The sequence below is a fragment of the Streptomyces dysideae genome (assembly GCF_001514305.1).
GTDB lineage: Bacteria > Actinomycetota > Actinomycetes > Streptomycetales > Streptomycetaceae > Streptomyces > Streptomyces dysideae.
In genome coordinates, this window is sequence record NZ_KQ949078.1 from 150,055 (window position 1) to 171,577 (window position 21,523).

Below are 21,523 nucleotides of genomic sequence, written 5' to 3' on the forward strand. Positions count from 1 at the left end.
CACTTGGCAAGAGGGCCGAACCTGAAGTCCTCGGCTCGAGTCCTCGGCTACTCGGTGCGCAACGCTGTCGCGGTTTTGGCCCTGGCGGCCCAACCGGCGGGCAGCAGGGCGCCCAGGGTGGCGATGAGCAGCCCGCCGAGGGTGAGCGGCAACAGCTGGGCCAGGTCGTACACGGCGATGACGGAGTCGGGGAGGTGGAGCCCGGCGCTGTCGCCCATCGCGGGGAGGACCCAGCCGTGCAGGCTGACGCCGAGCGGTACGGCCACGGCGCCCGCGGCCAGACCGGTCAGCACGACCGAGGTGAGGACCATCGTGATGGTCTGCCGGGGGGTCATGCCGAGCGCCTTGTGGACACCGATCTCCCGGACGCGCTCGCGGGTGTCGAGCAGGACGCCGCCCAGCACGCCGAGCGCGGCGACCGCGACGAGCATCAGGGTCAGGAGCGCGGACAGGGTGTTGAGGGTGACGACCATGTCGCTGCCGCGGTCGGGGCCGCCGGCCATCGCGGTGACGTCCAGTGGGGCCAGGTTCTTGTTCAGCGCGGCGACGTAACCACCCACGTCTGTACCGGACTTGACCGCGATGTGGTGGCTGATGTCCGTCAGGTCTGCGTGTGCGGCCGTGAGGTTCGCCGCGTCGGTGAAGACCTGCATGCCGTCGTAGCGCGGGTCGAGGACCTCGCCGACGATCCGGACCGTGACCGGCTCGCCCAGGCCGTTCAGGGTGACAGTGTCCCCGATCTCGGTGCCAGTGGCGGCCAGGAAGCCGGTCGGGACCACGGCCTCGCCGGGTTGGTCGAACCAGCGGCCGGAGACCATTGTGTAGCCGCCCCAGGAGGCGTCGCCGGTGAAGGCGGTCACGGCGGTGGTGCCGGCTACGCCGGAGACGGTCGCCCGGGCCGTTCCGGCGCTGTAGTACTTCCCGGTCCCGGAGTTGGCCTCGATCGCGGCGGCGATCTTCGCTGGATCGGCAGCGGGCCGCTCGTCGGGGACCGGTCCGGCGGGCCCGATCTCCGGCAGGGGTGCGGCCACCGTGACATCGGCGGCGTCATGGGCCCTGGCCTTCGTCACCTCGCCGAGTGAGGCGCCCATCCCCACGGTGAACGTGACGGCGACGGTGCCGGACAGGACCGCAGGACCCATCACCAGCGCGCGGGCAGGCCGTGCGAAGGGCCGGGCCAGACCCAGGGCGACCGGCCTCGGCAGGGGCAGCCGTCCGGCCAGGCGGACCGCCCACCTACCGCGTCCCGCCGACGCGGTACGTCCGACGGCGAGCGCGTCGACCGTACGCAGCCGTCCGGCGCGCCAGGCGCTCGCCCACGCGGTCACCGTCACCAGAGCGAGCACTCCGGCGATCACCGTCAGGTCGACCCAGGGGGCGATGCTCAGGGTCGAGGAGCCGTAGACCTGCTCGGTCTCGGCCAGTACGGGGACGGCGAGCAGCCGTCCGGCCAGGACCCCGAGAGCCGTGCCGACGGCGGCCGGGATCAGCGCCTGGCCGACGTAGGCGCGTACGACCTGGGCCGGGGTGAAGCCGACGGCCTTGAGGATGCCGATACGGCGGGTGCCCGTGCCGACGGCCGACGCGACGACGTTGCCGACGATGAGCACCGACATGACCAGGCCCAGGACGCCGAACGCGATGAGGAACGGGACGTAGAGGGCGGTGTCGCGCTCGGCGGTCTTCTTGACGGTGAGCCAGGACTGTTCGCCAACGGCCGTGCCTGGCGGCAGGTTTGCCGTCACGGCCTTGCGGCCCGCCGCGATCTGCGCGGCGGTGTCCGCGTCGGTGAAGCGGTAGAGCATCTGGTAACCGCCGTTGCCGGGCGTGGTGAGCGCGGCCATCTGGGCCGGCACCACCCAGGCGTCCGCGGTCTGGGTGACCGAGCGGGCCACCCCGACCACCTTCAGCTGCGGGTCGCCGGGCAGGCCGGGAAAGGTGAGCCGCATGCGGAGGGCCGGGAAGAGCGAGGCATCGGCGGACAGCACGATCTCGCCGGGGTCGGTGGGCCACCGCCCGTCGGTCAGCGTCAGCCCGTCAACGCCCTTGCCGGGATTGTCCCGGCCCGCCACGGTCATCGGCCACTCGGGCATGCCGCTGTCGAGCCGCGGGCTGACCGTAGCCGTGCGGTACGGCCCGGCCGCAGCGCTCACACCTTGCGCGTCTGCGGACTTGGCCAGCTGTTCGGCGCTTGCCTTGCCCGCGTCGTACTCCACGGACAGGTGCGCGCCGCGCTGCTGGGCGAAGGCGTCATCGAAGGGGGCGCCGGAGACCACAAGGAGCGTGCCGCCGAGCACGGAGGCGGCCACCGCCATCATCGTGATGAGCCCGATCACCAGCGTCTGTACGCGGCGGCGTCCCACCCCTGAGCGCACTACCTTGCCGAGCGCGCTCATCGGGCGGCCTGCGCGGCGCCGGTCTCCCAAGCGACGGCCCGCGCCCCGATGTCCTCGATGATCCGCCCGTCGGCGATCTTGACCGTACGGTTCGTGCAGGACCGGGCCAGGGCGAGATCGTGGGTGACCACGACGATGGTCTGACCGTCGGCGTTGAGCTCGGCGAGCAGCCGGCTGACCTCCTGTCCGGCGACCGTGGCGAGTGCGCCGGTCGGCTCGTCGGCCAGGAGCAGTGGCGGCCGGTTCATCAGGGCTCGGGCCACCGCGACGCGCTGTCGCTCGCCGCCGGAGAGGCGGCCCGGGTAGGCGCGGGCATGCCGGTCGATGCCGAGGTTCTCCAAGAGTTCGGCCGCGCGCCGGTCGGCCTCGCGGCGGGCCATTCCGGCGAGCCGCGCGGGCAGGACGACGTTGTCGGCGACGGTCAGATCGTCGAGCAGGTTGAAGAACTGGCAGACCATGCCGATCTTCGACCGGCGGTAGAGCGCCGCTCCGGCTTCCCCCAGCCCGTCCACCCGTACGCCGTGCACGGTCACGGTCCCCGTATCGGGCCGGTCGAGGCCCGCGATCAGATTGAGCAGCGTGGACTTGCCGCTGCCGGACGGGCCGAGAATCGCGACGGCCTCGCCGGGCTGCACGGTCAGTGACGCGTCGTGCAGGGCGGGCGGGCCGTCGCCCCTCTGACCTGCGGAAACGCGGTTTGGAGGGGCTTTTTGCGTGTGGATATGTCAGCACGGTGGTGTTGACGGGCATCTCGTGGGCCCCGATTTTTCGAGGGTTTGCACGGGGTCCGTCTCCCCCGGCGCTCCCCTGGAGCCTGGGTGCCGGTCGGACCGTGGAGGTGAGGGAGGGGCGGGTGGCGCATGGGGCTTCCGGTTTCCTACTTGTTTGACACACTGGGGGTATGTCTGAGACGACGTACAGCATCGGTGAGGGGCCGGCGACGCGGGTCAGCCTTTCCCTGCCCGAGGGGACGGCGGAGGCGATCCGTGCCCGGGTCGGTAAGCGGGAGTTCTCCGCGTTCATCGCCGCGGCCGTCGAGCGGGAGCTGCGGGGGCAGGTGCTGGACGAGTACCTGGCCGACTACGAGAGCCGCAAGGGGCCGGTGCCCGAGCAGGCACGGCAGCAGGCGCGGCAGGTGTTCGACGAGGTGTTCGCCGAGGAAGACCAGTGGCCCGCCGCAAGCTGAGCCACGAGGGGACGCTGGTCCTGGACAGTGAGGGACTCTCCACGCTGCTCGCCGATGACGAAACGGTGGTGGCCCTGGTCGCGGAGGCGCGGTCACGGGGCATGGAGGTGGTGATCTGCTCGCTCACCATCATCGAGGCCGTCCACGCCCGTACGAACAAGGCTCGGCTGAGCTGGCTGCTGTCGGGACTGCGAGTGATCCCGGTGGGGGACGAGGAGGCGAAGGCGGCCTCGGCACTGTTGATGGGGGACGGGCTGCACGGTCACAAGTACGCCATCGACGCGGCCGTGGCCGAGGCTGCCCTGCGGCAACAGCGGCCTGTGGTCATGCTGACCTCTGACATCGACGACATGACCAAGCTATGCGGCGACCGGGTCCGGCTCGTGGCCGTGTGAGGCGGCCATCGTGTGTACTTCGCTATGGAGCTCAGGACTTCCTTTTGCCCATTACTCCTTCCCATCTACTCCTTCCCATCGGTGCTGGTCACCGCTCTGATACTCCCCGACGGGCTGGCAGATCGGACGCATCCGACCTGCTGATCTGCGGTTCTTCCCGGGACAGCGGAGGCGGCCGTTCTCCACGCTTCGAGATGTCGAGTAACGAAGCACGCGAGAACGGCCGTTGTGTATGAGTCTCCCCGTCGACGTGCCCGCAGGCGAGGCATTGAGCGCGTTGTCCCGCCTTCGGGTCGAGTTCTACGAATGCCTCTACGCTCGCCAGGACACGCTCTTCGAGCTCACAGATGCCGTGCTGTGCGCGGACAGGCCGGTGAAGACCCTGGTCGAGCTCTGCCTGGCGGTCGAGCACCAGCGGGGGGCACGGTGCCCTGTATGCCGCGTTGGACCGGGGCTGGCTGGAGCCGCGGCGATCGAGGACGCGGGCCGCCTGCGCGACGCGCTCGGCACGGCACTGCCGACACGGTTGCGCCGCACGCTGGCCGACCTGCCGCTGCCGAGGGCGGCCGACGGGCGGATCGTGCTGGCCGTGGATGTCAGCAACTAGCTCCGCCCAGACGCCCCGACCAGCGACGGCCGGCTGTTCTGCCACGTCTATGGGCGCGGCGACCGCAAGAGGGATCAGTTCGTGCCGGGCTGGCCGTACTCCTTCGTTGCCGCCCTGGAGACCGGGCGGACCTCCTGTGGCGCGCTGCTGGATGCCGCTTGGCCACCGCCGCCACGGGTGGCAGTCGTTCCTCCGCAGATTCGACCTCGAACACACCTTCCGGCTCATGAAACAGACCCTCGGCTGGACCGCCCCGAAAGTCCGTCACGCGGACACCGCCGACCTGTGGACCTGGCTCATCATCGCCGCCCACACGCAGCTCCGCCTCGCCCGACCCCTCGCCGAGGACCTCCGCCGGCCCTGGGAACGCCGCACCGAGCCCCGCCGGCTCACCCCCGCCCGAGTGCGGCGGGGGTTTCGCAACGTCCGCGCGACCACGACCCGTCCGGCAGCCGCACTGAAACCGTCCCGGCCGGGGCCGGGACGGCCTGCAGGCTCGAAGAACAAACACCGGGCCAGGCGCCACGACGTCGGCAAGACGGTCAAACGCGCCGAGTCAATCAAGGAACACCAAGCCCGCCCACATTAAACGCCAAGCTCAGGGCAGGTGACCGAGGTGGGACGCTTACCGGTGTCCGCGGCGAGCTTGTCGGAGCTCGTCTGGGCGACTCGGGTCTTGTGGACGGCCCCATCCTCGTTGTCGCCCGTGTTCTCGGGGCCGGGCTCTCCTCGGCGGTGGCGGTGTCCGTGCTGGCCGTCGCCTCGTCCTTCTTCTTCACGTCGCCGACGCTGAAGGAGCATCCCGTGGCGAGAAGCACTGTCAGTGCGCCCAGCGCCGCCGCGGCAATCCTCTTGATACGCCCAGTGTGCTGCATTCCGTCGCCCGTGTGTGGGTATGAGACAAAGATCAAGACTGCGTGGTCAGTTGAATTGACCTCGCTCACCGCGGGGTTTGGGCACTTGTTCACGAGGTGCACCGCTGGGACGCCGGGGTGCCCGAGGAGGTCACCTTCGTCACCAAGCCCGAGCCGGGCATCGAGATGCCGCGTGTGGCTCGGGCCGGGAGAGGTCAGCAGGTGCGGGAGTTGTAGGTGGCCCAAATAGGACCGCTGTCCGCCGCAGGGCCGTAGAACCTGTAGTTCCCGTCGGGTGAACGCTGCAGCACGAATTCCTGCGAGCGGTACGAGCTCCTGGAACCTGTCACGCCGTAATACACGATGAACAGCCACCCGTTCTGGTTGTCGATGTGCCTGAGCCTGTCGCCTGCCTTTGTCCAGCTGTTCCGACCGGCGGAGCCGTCCACGAAGAGGCCCTTGTCAGCCTGGAACTTCCTTGTCGCGGCATCGGTCTGGTCGCCGAAGATGCCATCGATCCCGGACGAGGGCAGGTAACCATGTGCCCAGAGAATGGTCTGCCACAGGCAGGTGACGTTCGAGGAGCGGTGCGTGGTGACGTTGACGACGCCCTCGTTGTCGAAGTCGTCACCTACCGCGCCGCTGCCGTACACGTATGCCCTGCCGCTGTAGGAGCCGCTGGCCGCAGCCGGCGTGGCCATGGTGACGGTGATGCTGACAGCCAACGCCGCGCCGACGACGGGGGCAGCCGCTCTGCGCAGCATGCGACGGATGGAACGGATGGAGTGGAGCGACGACATGAATCTCCTTGGTCGAGACTGATTCGGACTCGGTTCACGCGACCTGCGCGCCTCCTGGTGCCGGCCGCGCAGGCCGACTCCGCAACGAGACTGAGGGGGCGATGCGGCGCCTGGCTACAACTGGCGCAGAAGTGGCGTCAATCCGGGACGTCCCACTCGCTGACCTGCTGGGATACCGCTCGCAGAGTCGCTGTGGCGGGACGCCTGCGACAGAGGTTGGCCTATTCTGCACAGGGATGGAGTCGCCGTTCCGAGCGTGCCACGACGGTTGACGCAAAATGAGACCGGGACAGGCGGGGTTGGACCACCGGTCCCTGGCGCGAACTGGGGAAGCATGTCGCGTTGGAAAGAGCTGCCCGCAGAACTGCATCCGCACGTCCAACAATTGATCGTGCGATTGCGCAAACTGAAGGACCGCAGTGAACTGAGCACCAGCCAACTGGCCGCGAAGACCGGCTACAGCGCGAGGTCGTGGCAGCGGTATCTGAACGGCAGGTCACTGCCACCCCGGGAGGCCGTGGAGGCGGTGGCCCGCATCGGCGGTGACGATCCGACCCGCCTGCTGGCACTGCACGAGATCGCTGCCGAACGCTGGGCGGAGGGCCGCGCGGTCACCGCCGGGGCCCCGAGCGCCTCCCGGCGACACCGGCGCGCACGCCCACGGAGCAGCAGCCGTACGGCCGTTACGCGCAGGCCGTGGTCATGGCGGGAGCGGTGGCCCTGGTGCTCTCCGTCTCCGCGACGCTCCTGCTGGCCGCCCAGCTCGCCGAAGCGCGCGGCCGGCTCGCGAAGGACCGCTCCGATGCCGTCGCGGCGGGCCCGGCCACTGTGTCGGAGTCCCTGGTGCCGGTCATCTACACCTGCCGGCTGGAGCAGAGCGACGGCCGCTGGTACGCGGGCCTGAGCCGGACCACGGACACCATCCTGGCGTACACCCACGGGGGGCCCGAAGTAGCCGAAGCACAGTGCCTGTTGCGCCGGGCGGGCGCTTCGCGGGAGAGATCGACGGTGTCTTCGGCCCGAAGACGCAGCGCGCCGTCGAGCACGTCCAGACGCGGGAGGGTCTGGTCGTGGACGGTGTCATCGGCCCGCACACGTGGAAGGCCCTACGGGAGGTGGCGCCCGAGTGACCACGGAACACACCCCGCTGGTCGCGGTGATGCGGGAGTTGAAGGCCCGTACGGGTCTGAGCCTGGCCGCGCTGGCGGAGCGGACGGAGTACAGCAAGTCCTCCTGGGAGCGCTATCTCAACGGCAAGAGCATGCCCCCTCGTCGGGCCGTGCAGGAACTGTGCCGGGTCGCGAACGAACCTGACGGGCGGCTGCTGGCCCTGTGGGAGATCGCCGAGTCGGACTGGAGCGGACGCGCGTCGGTCCTCGCTCCTGCCGCCGAGGAGCCACGGCCCCAGCCGCGACCGCAGCCGCAGGAGCCGCCGCCCCCCGAAGCCAAGCAGCCGCGCGACCGCGGGGGCCGTAGGGGCCGACTCATGGTGGTGCTGGCGTCGGTGTACATCCTGGCCGCCGGTGGCGCGGCCCTGGTGCTTTTTCCGCTGTCGGCCCGGGACGCGGCGGTCGACGAACCGCTGTCGGCCTCCGCCCCGTACTCCCTCGTCTCCCCATGCCACGGAGCCGCCTGCGAGGGCCGGGACCCGATGAGCCTGGTTTGCGGCATCGGCCCCGACACCCTCGCCATGTACCGCACCGCCACCGGCGCCCACGTGGAGCTGCGCTGAAGTGCGGAGCGAGCCGCGCCCGGACCTGGGGGACCCGGATCGGGGACCGGCTGGAGGTCACGGCGGACGGCCCGACCCACGACGTGCGTATCAGGAACAAGGACGACACGGAAACCTACGTCTACACCGAGATGACCGCGGCCCACCCCGGCAGTTCGGGTCCGGGCCTGCTTCCGGCCCGCGTCGGCCGACGACGAGCGGGAATGCGTCGAGGCCCGCGTGGGTGAGACCGCCACGACGACCCGGCCGCCCTCACCTCAGTAGTGTCAGGACCTTCGGCGCGTCGATGCCGAAGGCCTCCGCCAGCACGCGGCAGACGTCCGCCTCGTCCGTCGCCGTCGCCGTCGGCTCGGTGACCGTGCCGACGGTGCGGGTGCGACGTCTCAGGCCGATGCGTTGCCCATGATTCTGGGGGCGAGGCTCGGGTCCGCGCCGGAGCCCGCCTCGAACGCGGCCGGGCGGTGACTCGCGCACTGAGACCGAGTACCTGCTGCGGGAGGACCCGAGGATCACGCAGCACACCCTGTACTACGACATCCTCACCGCGATCGCCCAGGGCGCTACGACCCCCGGCAAGATCGGTGCGGCGCTGGAGCGTCCGCGCAACGCTGTCGCCCATCCGCTCGGGGTGCTGGAGTCGACCGGCTACATCCGGCGCGAGCAGGACATTCTGCGCTCCCGGCAACCCGTCATCACACTCGCCGACCCGGTCATCCGCTTCAACCAGCTCATCACCCTGCCGCAGGCTGCCGCCGTGGAGCAGGGCTTCGCCGAGCAGGTGTGGCAGCAGGCCGCCCCGACCTTCAACTCCAAGATCCTCGGACCGCACTTCGAGGACCTGGCCCGCGAATTCACACGCCGATACGCCCACACCCTGCTGCCCGGCGGGCTGCCAGGCCCGGTCGGCACCACCGAAGTGGCCGACCCGGCCGCCCGCACGAAGCACGAGGTCGACGTCATCGCCCTGACAGCCGGCGAGCGCCCGCAGTCCCCCCCGCCCGGATTGCGCTTCTGGGTGAGGTGAAGGCGACTGCCGCCCGCCGCGGCACCGGTGACCTGGAACGCCTGGAGCGCATCCGTGCCCTGGTCGACCTGCCCACCCTCTACGGGAGTTGACACCGGGCAGAGCGGTGGAAGTCGGAATGCCTGACCGCGTAGCTGTTCATCTCCTTCCAGGCGGCGGTGAGGGAATGATCACCGGTCGGTTTGCGGCCACTGATGATCACGGTGTCATCGGAGTCATCGTCCAGGCCGGTGAAGTCGAGGTCCGCCAGCTCGCTGAGATCGCATCCCGCACGCCTTGGCCAAATGCGAGAATGTGGCTCTTGGTTGAAGAGTGCGTTGGCTCACAGTGGGGGCATGAGCACCGATGGAACGGGGGTAGCCATGGCGCTGGCCATGTGTCCACTGTGCAGCGACGACGAGGACATCGAGGTGGTCCGCACGCTCGACGGCGGACGCCGGCTCGTGAAGCACCGGTGCGGCTATGAATGGGAGCACAGGGAGCCCACCGTCCCGCAGAGGAGCCTGCTCCGCTCCTTCAACGACCTCAAGGCCCGTTTCCCGAAACCCGAGGACGTCGATCCGCAGCAGTTGGAGCGCGTGACCCGGCTGAAGGAGCAGTACCTCGCCGTCAAACCGGACTTCGACCCCGACGTGGCGGCCTACTGGTCGAAGTACCAGCAGATCTTCTCCCCCGACGGGCTGTGGACGTGCGACCCCAGAGCCCTCAAGGACTTCGCCAACTCCGAAATCGGAGCCCGCCCCGGCAACCAGGCCACCTTCAACTCCGCGTGGAACGACATGGGCGACACCGCGGCCGGGGAGGCGACCCGCAGGACGATCGAGTACCTCCTGCACGAAACTGACGACGTGCCGCTCGAAGACCGACTTGAGCACCTGCTGTCCGGCACCAAGCCTTTCGCCATGACCGGTTTCAAGGAGGCCCTCCTCACGAGGGTTCTCTGCGTGATGTACCCCGACCGGTTCCTGACGATCCTCAAGTACACGACGGAAGCCGGCGGCAAGCGCGAGATCGCGCGGATGGTCTACGGACTGGAGCTGCCGGCCCCCGAGTCGGTGAACTGGACCCGCGGCCGGCTCATCCTCTGGAGCAACGACCTCCTGAATGACCTCGTCGGCGAGGGCTTCGCCAACCAACAGCACGCCGCCGCGTTCCTGTGGTGGGCCAAGGACCAGCCCGGAGGGGTTCAGTAGGCGGCATCCCGACGGGCACCGCCGGAGGCTTTCTCCGGCTGAACGGGATCGAGGAGGATTCAGCCCGATCAAGGAGGGTGGAAAAGTCCGGGTTTCAGCGAGAGGCCACTCCGACCTGCGGAAACGCGGTTGGAGGGGTCTTTTTTCGTCCCGGTGCGAGTCAGCACGACGGGGCGGAAGGCCGCCCTCGGCCCTCCGCCCCGCCACACGGTCAGCTGCGACCGGTACGACTGGTGCGGCTGTTACGACCGGCCGTCACCGGCCCTCGTCGCGCCTCGCCGCCTCCTCCTCGGCCTCCTTCGCCTGTACGTCGGGATCGAGCGCGGACTGCCCGCTGCCGTCCACCGACGTCAGCCGGCCCGACTCGGACACCTCCGTCGCGGCGGGCGGCTCGACCAGCCAGTCCGGGTTGGCCTGCTTGTCCCACCACTTCCATGCGGCGAACGCGCCACCGGCCAGCACACCGACCACGGCCAGCGCCTTCGCGAGCCGGCCGGCCCGCGCCCGCCGCTCGTGCCTGCGCACCAGCTTCTCGATCTCCTTCGGCGTGACCTGACCGCGCAGCGCGGCCAGCGCCGCCGCACCACGCGCGGCGGCCTCGTCCCGCGCGGGCCCGGCCGCGGCCACCGCCTGCTCGATCCTCGGCCGGGAGTAGTCGGCGGCCTGCCGCGCCGCCTTGCGAGTGCGTACGGCGACCTCATGGGCCGCGTGGTCGACCTTTGGCGGCACATGGGAACGGGCCTGTTCCAGACGCGGCGCGAGATGCGCCCCGTACTGTGCGCAGGCCTGCATACGGGCCTGTTCGGCGGCATGCGACACCTTCGGCGCGAGCCGTACGCGTGCCTCGTGTGTGTAGTGCGCGGCCCTGTCCTTGGCCGTGTCGGCGTAGGGCGCCACCACTTCCGCGGCGTGCAGCACGCTGTCCTTCGCCGAGCCGGTCGCGGCGCGCACGCTGTCGATGCGGGTCACGGGATCCTCCTCCTCGGTGGCGTACGGTATTTCGACTTTCCACCCTTTTACGGATCATGCCTGCGGGCGAGCCCAAGAGCACTGTGAGGGCGGGCATCCGGGTCACGGGACTGACCAATAGCGGATGAATACGGGGCAACAGGAGCTTGTCGACGACAATGCCACGGATCGCCGCCGAGCGCTCCCGGCCCGGGGCCACTGGGCCGGATTTCTGCGAGCGAAACACCGCGAAGCGGGCCCGAAAGGGGACGCCGGGCGACGTACGGCGCGGACCATGCGAGGATCGGGGAGTCACAGGAAGACAACGGAAGGCAGATCGTGGCCGAGCAGCTCTACGCCACCCTGAAGACCAACCACGGCGACATCGAGGTCCGGCTCTTTCCGAACCACGCGCCGATCACGGTCAAGAACTTCGTCGACCTCGCCACGGGAGAGCGTGAGTGGACGAACCCCGCCACTGGTGAGAAGTCCACGGCCAAGCTCTACGACGGCACGGTCTTCCACCGGGTCATCAGCGGCTTCATGATCCAGGGCGGTGACCCGCTGGGCAATGGCACCGGCGGCCCCGGCTATCAGTTCCAGGACGAGTTCCACCCGGAACTCTCCTTCGACAAGCCCTACCTGCTGGCCATGGCCAACGCCGGCCCGGGCACCAACGGCTCGCAGTTCTTCATCACGGTCTCCCCGACGACCTGGCTGAACCGCAAGCACACCATCTTCGGCGAGATCACCGACGGGGCCAGCCAGAAGGTCGTGGACGCCATCGCGTCCACCCAGACCACGCGCAACGACCGCCCGCTCAACGACGTCGTCATCGAGTCGGTCGTCGTGGAGACCCGCGAGGGCTGAGCCCGCCGGGTCCCGGCGGCTCACGCAGGGAACCAAACGCCCCGCTCGTCCGTAAGGATGAGCGGGGCGGTTCCGTTGCGTGCCGACGGCAGACGACACCAGATGAGACCGGACGACGGCATACGACGCGCAACCGCGTACGACGACCAAGGGGAAGCCATGGACCAGGCAGCAGGTGACAGCCGGCAGGACGCGCAGAGCCTGCCCGGCTGCTACCGCCATCCGGACCGCGAGACCGGCGTCCGCTGCACCCGCTGCGACCGACCCATCTGCCCCGAGTGCATGGTGAGCGCCTCCGTCGGCTTCCAGTGCCCCGACTGCGTCCGCACCGGCTCGGGCACCGGACACGCCCCGAGCGCCTCCCGCCCCCGCACCCTCGCCGGCGGCACCGTCACCGCCGACCCCCGCCTCCTCACCAAGATCCTCATCGGGATCAACCTCGCGGTCTTCCTCGCCGTCCATTCGAGCACCTCGCTGCTGAGCGAGCTGTACCTGATCGGCGAGTGGCCCCCCTTCGCCCCCTCCCAGGGCGTCGCCGAAGGCCAGTGGTACCGCCTGTTCACCTCGATGTTCACGCACGAGGCCATCTGGCACATCGCCTTCAACATGCTCGGCCTCTGGTGGCTCGGCGGCCCCCTCGAAGCCGCCCTCGGCCGCGCTCGCTACCTCGCCCTCTACGTCACCTCGGGCCTCGCGGGCAGCGCCCTCACCTACCTGATCGAATCCCCGACCACGGCCTCCCTCGGCGCCTCCGGCGCGATCTTCGGCCTCTTCGGCGCCACCGCCGTCCTGATGCGCCGCCTCCAGTACGACATGCGGCCGATCATCGCCCTGCTGGTGATCAACCTCATCTTCACCTTCGGCTGGGCCGACATCGCCTGGCAGGCCCATATCGGCGGCCTCGTCGCCGGCGTCGTCATCGGCTACGCCATGGTCCACGCCCCGCGCGAGCGCCGGGCGCTGATCCAGTACGGCACCTGCGCGGTGGTGCTGGCCGTGGTCGTCGTGATGACCGTGCTGAGGACCGCCCAGCTCGCCTGAGCTGGGCGGTTATCCACTGAGCCGGACTGTTGTCCACAGTCTGTGGCGGCCCCTGTGCACACCGTGCAGGAACAGGTGTGCCCCCTGTCACCGACCCACGTTTTCGCAGGTCAGGCAGGGGGTGAACATGTTTTCGGGAAGATGGTATGGCAGTCATACCGGCGTCAACGCTTGATGGGTTATCCACAGATCGTCGTTCTTTTCCCCAGCCGGGCTGTGGAAATTTCGCCGCCCTGTGGATAACTCAGCGGATAGCCCTGGGCAGAGCTGGGTTCACCGGGAAGCGACCTGGGCGACGACCGCTACTTCCACTGCGTGGACACGCCGAATCCGGCGGCGATGAACCCGAAGCCCACCACGATGTTCCAGTTGCCCAGAGCGTCGATGGGCAGCGAACCGTCCGTCACATAGAAGACGACGATCCAGGCCAGGCCGATCAGGAACATGGCCAGCATGACGGGCGCGACCCAGGCGGTGCTGTTCAGCTTGATGGCCGTCGTCTGCTTCGACGGCGGCGGCGTGTAGTCGGCCTTCTTGCGGATACGTGACTTCGGCACGAGGGTCTCTCCTGTCGATGCGCTGCGTGGCCGCGCAGGGAACTGTGGCTGGCTCTCGGGGCAGCGTACAAGGGGACACTGATTGCTCCCCCGGGCGTCCGTTAGCGTAGTCCTTCCGTGGCGCCGAAGGAGATAAGGGTACGTTGAGCAATTCTGCCGACTCCCCCGGGACCGGATCCAGTCCTGCCCCGAAGCACCGGTTCCGGCCGGTTCGCGTGCTCACGGCGGCCGTCTTCGCTCTCGCGGGCCTCATTTTCTTCACCAGTTTCAACACGGCCAAGGGCACCAACATCCGCACGGACGACTCGCTGCTGAGGCTGTCCGACCTCATCCATGAGCGCAGCCGCGAGAACGGCGAGCTGAACGAGTCCAACGCGGCCCTGCGCGACGACGTGGACGCGCTGGCCGAGCGCGACGACGGCAGCACCAGGGCCGAGGACGAGAAGCTGGCCGCGCTGGAGAAGAACGCGGGCACGCAGAAGGTGTCCGGCGAGGGGCTCACGGTCACCCTGAACGACGCCCCGCCGGACGCGACCGCCAAGCTGCCCGGCTATCCCGAGCCGCAGCCCGACTACCTGGTCATCCACCAGCAGGACCTCCAGGCCGTGGTGAACGCGCTGTGGCAGGGCGGAGCCAAGGGCATCAAGGTCATGGACCAGCGGCTGATCTCCACCAGCGCGGTGCGCTGCGTGGGCAACACGCTGATCCTGCAGGGCCGGGTCTACTCGCCGCCGTACAAGATCACAGCGGTCGGCGACCCCGAGAAGCTGCAGAAGGCGCTCACGGCGAGCCCGGCGATCCAGAACTACATGGTCTACGTGAATGTCTACGGCCTCGGCTGGAAAGTCACCGAGGACGGGACGGTGACTCTGCCCGGCTACTCGGGCACAGTGGATCTGCGGTACGCCGAGCCCGTGGAGTAGCCCTTCCTGGAGCCGCCGGTGCGAGTCGTCGTCAGGACCGTCAGCGAACTGTGCATCACCTTCGGCACCGTCATAGTCCTCTTCGTCGTGTACGTCCTGTTCTGGACGGGTGTGAAGGCGGACAACGTGATGGACGACCAGATCGACCAGCTTCAGGAGCAGTGGTCGAAGGGGGCGGTGAGCCCCACCGCGGCCGCGCCCGGCGCCTCCGTCCCCGCCGTTCCGGCGGAACCGGCGCCGTACAAGAACGGCAGACCCTTCGCGATCATGTACGTCCCGCGTCTCGGTTTCACGTGGAACAAACCGGTCCTCGAGGGCACGGCCACCGGCACCCTCAAGAAGGGCCTGGGCCACTACGCGAGCACCGCCCGGCTCGGCGAGAAGGGCAACTTCTCGGTCGCCGGACACCGCCGCACGTACGGCGACCCGTTCAAGGACTTCCCCAGGCTGCGCCGGGGGGACGCGGTGGTGCTGACGGACGGGGTGACCTGGTTCACGTACCGGATCGACCAGGGCCCCTACAAAACGTTGCCCACCGACGTTGAGGTGATCGACCCTGTGCCGCGTAAGTCGGGGTATACGCGCGAGGGCCGTTACCTCACGCTGACCACGTGCGATCCGGAGTGGGGCCACAGCCACCGGCTGATCGTGTGGGCACACCTGGACTCCACACAGCCTGTGGAGGCCGGGAAACCAGAGGCTCTACGCCAGTAGTCTGGTGCGGGTACGGCGTGAGTCCGGTGCCGTGGTGGAACGGAAGGGACGGCATGTACGGCTTTATCTGGCGGCATCTGCCGGGAAACGCATGGGTGAAGGCGCTGATCTCACTGGTGCTGGTCGTGGGTGTGGTCTACGTCCTCTTCCAGTACGTGTTCCCGTGGGCCGAACCGCTGCTTCCCTTCAACGATGTGACGGTGGACAACCAGTGAGCGCGCGCATTCTCGTCGTCGACAACTACGACAGCTTCGTGTTCAACCTGGTCCAGTACCTGTACCAGCTGGGCGCCGAGTGCGAGGTCCTGCGCAACGACGAGGTCTCCACGGCGCACGCCCAGGACGGTTTCGACGGCGTCCTGCTGTCGCCCGGCCCGGGGACCCCTGAGGAGGCCGGCGTCTGCGTCGAGATGGTCCGCCACTGCGCGGCCACCGGCGTGCCCGTCTTCGGTGTCTGTCTGGGCATGCAGTCGATGCAGGTGGCGTACGGCGGTGTGGTGGACCGCGCCCCGGAGCTGCTGCACGGCAAGACGTCGCTGGTCGAGCACGAGGGCAAGGGTGTCTTCGCGGGCCTGCCCTCGCCGTTCACGGCGACGCGCTACCACTCCCTGGCGGCCGAGCCGGCGACGGTGCCGGCCGAGCTTGAGGTCACCGCCCGCACCCACGACGGGATCATCATGGGCCTGCGTCACCGTGAACTGCCGGTCGAGGGTGTGCAGTTCCACCCCGAGTCGGTGCTGACCGAGCACGGGCACCTCATGCTGGCCAACTGGCTGGTGGAGTGCGGCGACCAGGGCGCGCTGGCGAGGTCGGCGGGGCTCGCCCCGGTGGTGGGCAGGGCCACGGCGTGACCGCCCTGCGCCCCGAGCGCGAGTCCGGCGCCGCCTACGGAGAGCCGTTCACGGACGGCCCCGCCTATGGCGACGCCGGCGACCCGGGTACCTCGTACGGGCAGCAGCCGTACGAGGCGCCGGGTGCGCGCGGGGAGTGGTACGGCGGCGAGGACTACGGCGCGGCGAGCGGTGGGGCCGGGGCGTACGAGGCGACGCAGCAGAGACAGCCGTACGAGGCGCCTCAAGAACCGTATGCGGAGCCGTACGTACCCCCCGTCGACGACGAGACGGTGGCCCTGCGGGTACCGGATCCGCCGACGGGGGATTCCATATCGGCGCTGTCGGCGTCGCCATCGGCCTCGTTGGCGTCTGACGCCCCCTCCGCCGCCTCCGCCACAGAAGCCACCCCGGGTGGCCGAGCGGCCCGCAGAAAGGCCGCCAAGGGCCGCCACGGCCGCCATGGAGCCGCCCGCTCGGCGCACGAGACGCCGGAGACGGCGTCCGGCTCCGGCGCCCAGGCCCCCCTCTCCCGGGTGGAGGCCCGCAGACAGGCCAAGGCCCGCAAGCCGAGCCCGGCCGTGCTCGCCAGCCGGGCTGTCGGTGAGGTGTTCATCACCACCGGCGTCCTGATGCTGCTGTTCGTCACCTACCAGCTGTGGTGGACGAACGTCCGGGCGCATGCGCAGGCCGGGAGCGAGGCGAGCAAGCTCCAGGACGACTGGGCGAGCGGCAAGCGCGCTCCGGGGGAGTTCTCGCCGGGGCAGGGCTTCGCCCTCCTGCACATCCCCAAGCTGGACGTCGTCGTGCCGATCGCGGAGGGCGTCAGCAACAAGAAGGTGCTCGACAAGGGCATGGTCGGGCACTACGCCGAGGGCGCGCTGAAGACGGCGATGCCGGACGCCAAGAGCGGCAACTTCGGTCTCGCGGGGCACCGCAACACGCACGGCGAGCCGTTCCGCTACATCAACCGGCTGACCCAGGGCGACGCGATCGTCGTGGAGACGCAGGACAAGTACTTCGTCTACAAGATGGCGTCGATCCTGCCGGTGACGTCGCCGAGCAACGTGAGCGTGCTGAACCCGGTACCGCCGGACTCCGGATTCGCCGGACCCGGCCGCTACATCACGCTCACCACGTGCACGCCGGAGTTCACCAGCAAGTACCGGTTGATCGTCTGGGGCAAGATGGTCGAGGAACGGCCGCGCAGCAAGGGCAAGCCGGATGCACTCGTCCAGTAAGGGCAGATGAACGTGGCAGCGACCACCGACGACACTCATCACGAAGAGCACATGGCGACGCCCGCGTCCGCGCGTCCTCCGGCACGCCGCCGGAAGCCGGGCCGGATCGCGATGGCGGTCAGCGTCTTCGGCGAACTCCTCATCACCGCGGGCCTGGTGCTCGGCCTGTTCGTCGCCTACTCACTGTGGTGGACGAACGTCGTGGCCGACCGTGCGGCGGACGAACAGGGCGACAAGGTCCGCGACAACTGGTCCCAGGGGCCGACCGGCCCCGGCGCGCTGGACACCAAGGACGGCATCGGCTTCCTGCACGTCCCCGCGATGATCAAGAGCGAGATCCTGGTGGAGAAGGGCACCACGTCGAAGATCCTCAACGACGGCGTGGCCGGCTACTACGAGGACCCGGTCAAGGCCACGCTCCCCACCTCCGGCAAGAAGGGCAACTTCTCCCTCGCCGCCCACCGCGACGGGCACGGCGCGAAGTTCCACGACATCCACAAGCTGGAGAAGGGCGACCCGATCGTCTTCGAGACGAAGGACAAGTGGTACGTCTACAAGGTCTACGCGATCCTTCCGGAGACCTCGAAGTACAACGTCAAGGTGTTGTCGGCGATCCCGAAGGAGTCCGGCAAGAAGAAGGCGGGCCACTACATCACGCTGACGACCTGCACGCCGGTGTATACGTCCCGGTATCGGTATGTGGTGTGGGGCGAGCTGGAGCGCGTGGAGAAGGTGGACGGGGAGCGGACGCCGCCGAAGGAACTGGGGTGACTGAGTTACCCGCAACAACTCAGTCTCGTAGCATGGCGGAGGCCCGAAGCCGCAACTACTCCTTGCGGCTTCGGGCCCTTTCGCGTTACGCCGTACTCACTCCAGGATCTTCAGGGGTTCGCCTGCGCTCCACTCCTCCAACAGCCCACGGTGTACGGCGGTGATGCCGCTCTCGGCGGCGATGCTCAGGGCCTCGGGGGTGAAGGGGCACGTCGCCACGAAGAGTGCCACTTCCGCTCTGTACAGAACCTTGGCGGACCCGACGAACTTCTGGACCTCGGGGCTGGTGATGGAGAGGTAGGGCGCGAACCTCTTGCACTGGACCACGAGGCGGCGACCGTCAGCCGTGAGCGCGATGATGTCGACGCCCCGGTCTCCGCGACCGCCCTGCACGACGACGTTCGTGCAGCCGTCGCGGCGCAGCAGTTCGGCGACGTGGTGCTCGAACTTTCGGCCGTTCATGGCGTCCATGGCCGCCATGACTCCGACGGCCGGTCGGTCCTCTCGTGTCCCCTCGAGCCGCTTCAGCCGTGTGTGGTGCTGGTGCAGCCGTCGCTCGATGCGCTGGACTCCCGCCCGCAGGGCAATCAGCTCCCTGCGGTGCTCGCCCGACGTTTCGATCAACGCGTTGAACATCGGGACGACGGTCTTGCCGAGGATGTGGGTGATGCGCTGGTCGATGCGGTCGTCGAGGGAGACGACGTCGGCGGGGGCCGGGTTATCCACAGCCTGTGTGCGCGCCAGGTACTCCATGTCGAGGAGGTACACACGCACCTGACGTGCGACTTCGCTGTCCCGGAGCAGCATGGCGACGTTGAGGACGGCGCGACGGGAGAACAGGGCGAGGGATCGGGAGCGTGACTTGACGCCACTGACTTCCTTGAAGGAATTCAGTTCTGCACCTGCCAAAACGCGGTAGCCGCTTGCTTCCAGCTCCTCTCGGTGATCATGTACTAGAGACGTGATGGCAGTCAGACCCACCTCAAAGTACGCCGCCACCATCGCCGTCGTGACATGCATCCCGTCCGGCAGTAGTGACAGCGCCTTGACCTTGTCGAGTACGTCGGTTCGCTCCAGCACGCTGTCGCGCAGTGTCTTCGACTCCAGCAGCGCCGATTCGTTGATCACGTTCCGCCCTTCTGTTCGCGGTGTGGCCGCAAGGCCAGGGCGGAGTTCCGATGCCCCACTCCACCCCACCCGATCAACGAGTCACCACATATGAAGACACGACCGAAATGAAGACTGGTATTCGGGTAAGTCGGGCGCGGTGGCGCAACGACACGACAGAGCCCCGGCACCCTGCGATCAGGGGCCGGGGCTCTCGTCGTAGCGGTCGGAGGGTGTCAGTCCTCCGTGCGGGTTCCGGTGACGCCACCGAAGAAGCCGTTGTCGCCGTCGTCGTTGTTGCCGCCGTTGTTGTTGCCGGTTCCGAAGGTTGCCAGGGTGACCGTGGTGCCGGCCGGGTCGTCGACCTCCTTGCCGTCCTTCGGATCCTGGTCGATGACGAACGCCGTGTCGCTCTGGTCGCTGCCGTTTGCGAACTGGATGTTGGTGAAGCCCGCCGCGTTCAGAATCTGCTTGGCCTCTCCCACCGTCTTGTTGCGCACGTCCGGTACCCGCGTCTTCTGCTGAACCTTGCCGATGTTGATCGTCACCGACGAGTTCTTGTCGATCTGGCGGCCCGGCTCCGGGGACGTCGAGATGACCTTGCCGTTCTGGTTGGGGTCGGTCGTGGGCACCTCGACACAGTTGCCGACCAGGTCGCTCTCCGTCATCCGGGCCTTGGCCTCATCACAGGTCTGGCCCGTGACGTCCGGAACCGTGGACTTCTCCTCGGCCTTGGCGACGGTGAGGGTGATCGTGGAGCCCTTCTCGACTTCCTGGCCGAGCTCCGGGTCCTGCTCCAGGACCTTGCCCTCCTCTTCCGTCGAAACCTGCTCCTTCTTCTTGACCTCGAACTTGTACTTGTCGCCTTCCAACGTCGCCTTCGCCGCGTCGAAGCTCTGGCCGAGGACGCTCGGTACCGCCACCTTCGGCGCGCCCGTAGACACCACCACGTTGATGGTGGTGCCCTTCTCCACCTCCTGGCCGGGGTCCGTTTCCTGCGTGCAGACCTTGCCCTTGCTGAAGTCCTCGCAGGGCTTCTCCGTCGGATTCAGCTTGAGGTCGGAGTTCTCCGCCAGCTTCTCGGCGTTGCTCAGGGGCTCCCCGACGAACTGCGGCACCGCAACCGTGTCGTTGCCCACACCCCCGTTGCCGCTGACCACCCACCGGCCGATCAGGATCGCGCCGACCAGCACCAGCACGCCCGCGACGACCAGCAGGATCGTAGAGGTGTTCGACTTCTTCTGGCGGCGCCGGTCGGGGCGGTCGTCGTAGCCGAAGCCGCCGTCGTCCGGGTTCATGGGCGGCAGCATCGACGTGGCGCCGGCGTCCTGGGCGCGCAGGGCCGTCGTCGGCTGGTCGTCGGGGTAGCCGCCGTAGCCGACCGAGCCCATGGCCGCGGTCGCCGCGACCGGCTGGCCGTCGAGGCAGGCCTCGATGTCGACGCGCATCTCGTCGGCCGACTGGTAGCGGTAGTTGGGGTCCTTGACCAGTGCCTTCAGGACGATCGCGTCCATCTCCGGCGTGATCTCGGGGTCGAAGACGGACGGGGCCTGTGGCTCTTCCCGTACGTGCTGGTACGCGACCGCGACCGGGGAGTCGCCGACGAACGGCGGGCGGACCGTCAGGAGCTCGTAGAGGAGGCAGCCCGTGGAGTAGAGGTCCGAGCGAGCATCTACCTGCTCGCCCTTCGCCTGCTCCGGGGAAAGGTACTGGGCGGTGCCGATGACCGCGGACGTCTGCGTCATCGTCATGCCGGAGTCGCCCATCGCGCGGGCGATGCCGAAGTCCATGACCTTGACCTGGCCGTTGCGCGTCAGCATGACGTTCGCGGGCTTGATGTCGCGGTGGACGATGCCGTTGCGGTGCGAGTACTCCAGGGCCTGGAGGATCCCGATCGTCATCTCCAGCGTGCGCTCCGGCAGCAGCTTGCGGCCGCTGTGCAGGAGCTCGCGGAGGGTGGAGCCGTCTACGTACTCCATGACGATGTACGGGATCGAGACCCCGTCGATGTAGTCCTCGCCCGTGTCGTAGACCGCGACGATCGCGGGATGGTTGAGCGAGGCGGCCGACTGGGCCTCCCGGCGGAACCGGGCCTGGAAGGACGGGTCGCGCGCGAGGTCCGCGCGGAGCGTCTTCACTGCCACGGTGCGGCCGAGCCGGGTGTCGTGCGCGAGGTAGACCTCGGCCATGCCACCACGGCCGAGCACCTGGCCCAGCTCGTACCGGCCGCCGAGGCGACGCGGCTCTTCCATGTTCCCTACCAGCCCTCTCCGTCGGTCCCGACCGGCACGAGTGTGCGGTCGGAGGCTGTCGTCCGGGCATACGGTACCCGGAT

At 68.7% G+C, this 21,523-nt stretch carries 21 protein-coding genes and 2 pseudogenes; 16 read left to right on the forward strand and 7 right to left on the reverse strand.

What is annotated here, in order from left to right:
* Window positions 1–47: 47 nt before the first annotated feature.
* Complete coding sequence (locus AQJ91_RS09115; RefSeq protein ID WP_067018737.1) at window positions 48–2,396, reverse strand: ABC transporter permease; 2,349 nt, start codon at window positions 2,394–2,396, stop codon at window positions 48–50.
* Window positions 2,393–3,118 (reverse strand): ABC transporter ATP-binding protein, encoded by a 726-nt coding sequence (locus AQJ91_RS09120; protein ID WP_067018302.1) that lies wholly within the window; start codon window positions 3,116–3,118, stop codon window positions 2,393–2,395. The genes AQJ91_RS09115 and AQJ91_RS09120 overlap by 4 nt, the downstream gene beginning before the upstream one ends.
* A 179-nt stretch (window positions 3,119–3,297) precedes the next feature.
* On the opposite strand from AQJ91_RS09120, the gene AQJ91_RS09125 reads away from it, so the two are divergent.
* The 3 genes and pseudogenes from AQJ91_RS09125 to AQJ91_RS48990 all read left to right on the forward strand — a co-directional run bounded on the left by AQJ91_RS09125 (window position 3,298) and on the right by AQJ91_RS48990 (window position 5,173).
* Window positions 3,298–3,582: a hypothetical protein gene (locus AQJ91_RS09125; RefSeq protein WP_067018304.1), complete on the forward strand. Its 285-nt coding sequence runs from the start codon at window positions 3,298–3,300 to the stop codon at window positions 3,580–3,582.
* A complete protein-coding gene (locus AQJ91_RS09130; RefSeq protein WP_067018306.1) occupies window positions 3,564–3,977 on the forward strand; it encodes a DNA-binding protein in 414 nt (137 codons plus the stop codon). Before AQJ91_RS09125 ends, AQJ91_RS09130 begins: the two co-directional genes overlap by 19 nt.
* Window positions 3,978–4,209: 232 nt before the next feature.
* Window positions 4,210–5,173: pseudogene (locus tag AQJ91_RS48990) on the forward strand (transposase).
* A gap of 480 nt (window positions 5,174–5,653) precedes the next feature.
* Here AQJ91_RS48990 and AQJ91_RS09145 read toward each other — a convergent pair.
* Window positions 5,654–6,238: a peptidoglycan-binding domain-containing protein gene (locus AQJ91_RS09145; RefSeq protein WP_107122383.1), complete on the reverse strand. Its 585-nt coding sequence runs from the start codon at window positions 6,236–6,238 to the stop codon at window positions 5,654–5,656.
* A gap of 334 nt (window positions 6,239–6,572) precedes the next feature.
* On the opposite strand from AQJ91_RS09145, the gene AQJ91_RS09150 reads away from it, so the two are divergent.
* From AQJ91_RS09150 to AQJ91_RS09170, 5 genes and pseudogenes are all read left to right on the forward strand, one after another.
* Complete coding sequence (locus tag AQJ91_RS09150; RefSeq protein ID WP_324617982.1) at window positions 6,573–7,142, forward strand: helix-turn-helix domain-containing protein; 570 nt, start codon at window positions 6,573–6,575, stop codon at window positions 7,140–7,142.
* A 61-nt stretch (window positions 7,143–7,203) separates the two neighbouring features.
* Window positions 7,204–7,368, forward strand: coding sequence for a peptidoglycan-binding domain-containing protein (locus AQJ91_RS57720; RefSeq protein WP_324617983.1), 165 nt, complete (start codon window positions 7,204–7,206; stop codon window positions 7,366–7,368).
* Window positions 7,365–7,970 (forward strand): helix-turn-helix domain-containing protein, encoded by a 606-nt coding sequence (locus tag AQJ91_RS09155; protein ID WP_324617984.1) that lies wholly within the window; start codon window positions 7,365–7,367, stop codon window positions 7,968–7,970. The genes AQJ91_RS57720 and AQJ91_RS09155 overlap by 4 nt, the downstream gene beginning before the upstream one ends.
* Before the next feature lie 466 nt (window positions 7,971–8,436).
* Window positions 8,437–9,059, forward strand: a pseudogene (locus AQJ91_RS09165) (ATP-binding protein); the annotation flags it as partial.
* 270 nt (window positions 9,060–9,329) lie between these two features.
* Window positions 9,330–10,187 carry a hypothetical protein gene (locus AQJ91_RS09170; RefSeq protein WP_234381944.1) on the forward strand — a complete coding sequence of 286 codons (858 nt, stop codon included), beginning with the start codon at window positions 9,330–9,332 and terminating at the stop codon, window positions 10,185–10,187.
* Window positions 10,188–10,442: 255 nt separating this feature from the next.
* Here the strand turns inward: AQJ91_RS09170 and AQJ91_RS09175 are convergent, their stop codons facing one another.
* Window positions 10,443–11,156, reverse strand: coding sequence for a DUF5324 family protein (locus AQJ91_RS09175; RefSeq protein WP_067018314.1), 714 nt, complete (start codon window positions 11,154–11,156; stop codon window positions 10,443–10,445).
* Between the two features lie 318 nt (window positions 11,157–11,474).
* On the opposite strand from AQJ91_RS09175, the gene AQJ91_RS09180 reads away from it, so the two are divergent.
* Together AQJ91_RS09180 and AQJ91_RS09185 are read left to right on the forward strand one after the other, a co-directional pair.
* Window positions 11,475–12,005, forward strand: coding sequence for a peptidylprolyl isomerase (locus AQJ91_RS09180; RefSeq protein WP_067018317.1), 531 nt, complete (start codon window positions 11,475–11,477; stop codon window positions 12,003–12,005).
* Window positions 12,006–12,164: 159 nt separating this feature from the next.
* Window positions 12,165–13,046 (forward strand): rhomboid family intramembrane serine protease, encoded by an 882-nt coding sequence (locus tag AQJ91_RS09185; RefSeq protein WP_067018319.1) that lies wholly within the window; start codon window positions 12,165–12,167, stop codon window positions 13,044–13,046.
* Window positions 13,047–13,348: 302 nt separating this feature from the next.
* On the opposite strand, the gene crgA is transcribed toward AQJ91_RS09185, so the two are convergent.
* Window positions 13,349–13,603 (reverse strand): cell division protein CrgA, encoded by a 255-nt coding sequence (gene crgA, locus AQJ91_RS09190; protein WP_067018321.1) that lies wholly within the window; start codon window positions 13,601–13,603, stop codon window positions 13,349–13,351.
* 143 nt (window positions 13,604–13,746) lie between these two features.
* Here crgA and AQJ91_RS09195 point away from each other — a divergent pair, with 143 nt between their 5' ends.
* From AQJ91_RS09195 to AQJ91_RS09215, 6 genes are read left to right on the forward strand one after another with little or no spacing between them, the layout of a single operon-like run.
* On the forward strand, window positions 13,747–14,526 hold the full coding sequence (locus AQJ91_RS09195; protein ID WP_067018323.1) for a DUF881 domain-containing protein: 780 nt from the start codon (window positions 13,747–13,749) through the stop codon (window positions 14,524–14,526).
* Between the two features lie 18 nt (window positions 14,527–14,544).
* Window positions 14,545–15,240 carry a class E sortase gene (locus AQJ91_RS09200; RefSeq protein ID WP_067018325.1) on the forward strand — a complete coding sequence of 232 codons (696 nt, stop codon included), beginning with the start codon at window positions 14,545–14,547 and terminating at the stop codon, window positions 15,238–15,240.
* 53 nt (window positions 15,241–15,293) lie between these two features.
* On the forward strand, window positions 15,294–15,455 hold the full coding sequence (locus AQJ91_RS51915) for a hypothetical protein (RefSeq protein ID WP_107122384.1): 162 nt from the start codon (window positions 15,294–15,296) through the stop codon (window positions 15,453–15,455).
* Complete coding sequence (locus AQJ91_RS09205; protein WP_067018327.1) at window positions 15,452–16,090, forward strand: aminodeoxychorismate/anthranilate synthase component II; 639 nt, start codon at window positions 15,452–15,454, stop codon at window positions 16,088–16,090. Before AQJ91_RS51915 ends, AQJ91_RS09205 begins: the two co-directional genes overlap by 4 nt.
* A complete protein-coding gene (locus AQJ91_RS09210; protein ID WP_067018329.1) occupies window positions 16,087–17,310 on the forward strand; it encodes a class E sortase in 1,224 nt (407 codons plus the stop codon). Before AQJ91_RS09205 ends, AQJ91_RS09210 begins: the two co-directional genes overlap by 4 nt.
* Window positions 17,311–17,316: 6 nt before the next feature.
* Window positions 17,317–18,081 carry a class E sortase gene (locus tag AQJ91_RS09215; RefSeq protein ID WP_199847881.1) on the forward strand — a complete coding sequence of 255 codons (765 nt, stop codon included), beginning with the start codon at window positions 17,317–17,319 and terminating at the stop codon, window positions 18,079–18,081.
* A gap of 96 nt (window positions 18,082–18,177) precedes the next feature.
* On the opposite strand, the gene AQJ91_RS09220 is transcribed toward AQJ91_RS09215, so the two are convergent.
* Together AQJ91_RS09220 and pknB are read right to left on the reverse strand one after the other, a co-directional pair.
* Window positions 18,178–19,209 carry a restriction endonuclease gene (locus AQJ91_RS09220; RefSeq protein ID WP_067018331.1) on the reverse strand — a complete coding sequence of 344 codons (1,032 nt, stop codon included), beginning with the start codon at window positions 19,207–19,209 and terminating at the stop codon, window positions 18,178–18,180.
* A 215-nt stretch (window positions 19,210–19,424) separates the two neighbouring features.
* Window positions 19,425–21,440 (reverse strand): Stk1 family PASTA domain-containing Ser/Thr kinase, encoded by a 2,016-nt coding sequence (gene pknB / locus AQJ91_RS09225; RefSeq protein WP_067018333.1) that lies wholly within the window; start codon window positions 21,438–21,440, stop codon window positions 19,425–19,427.
* Window positions 21,441–21,523: the final 83 nt, after the last annotated feature.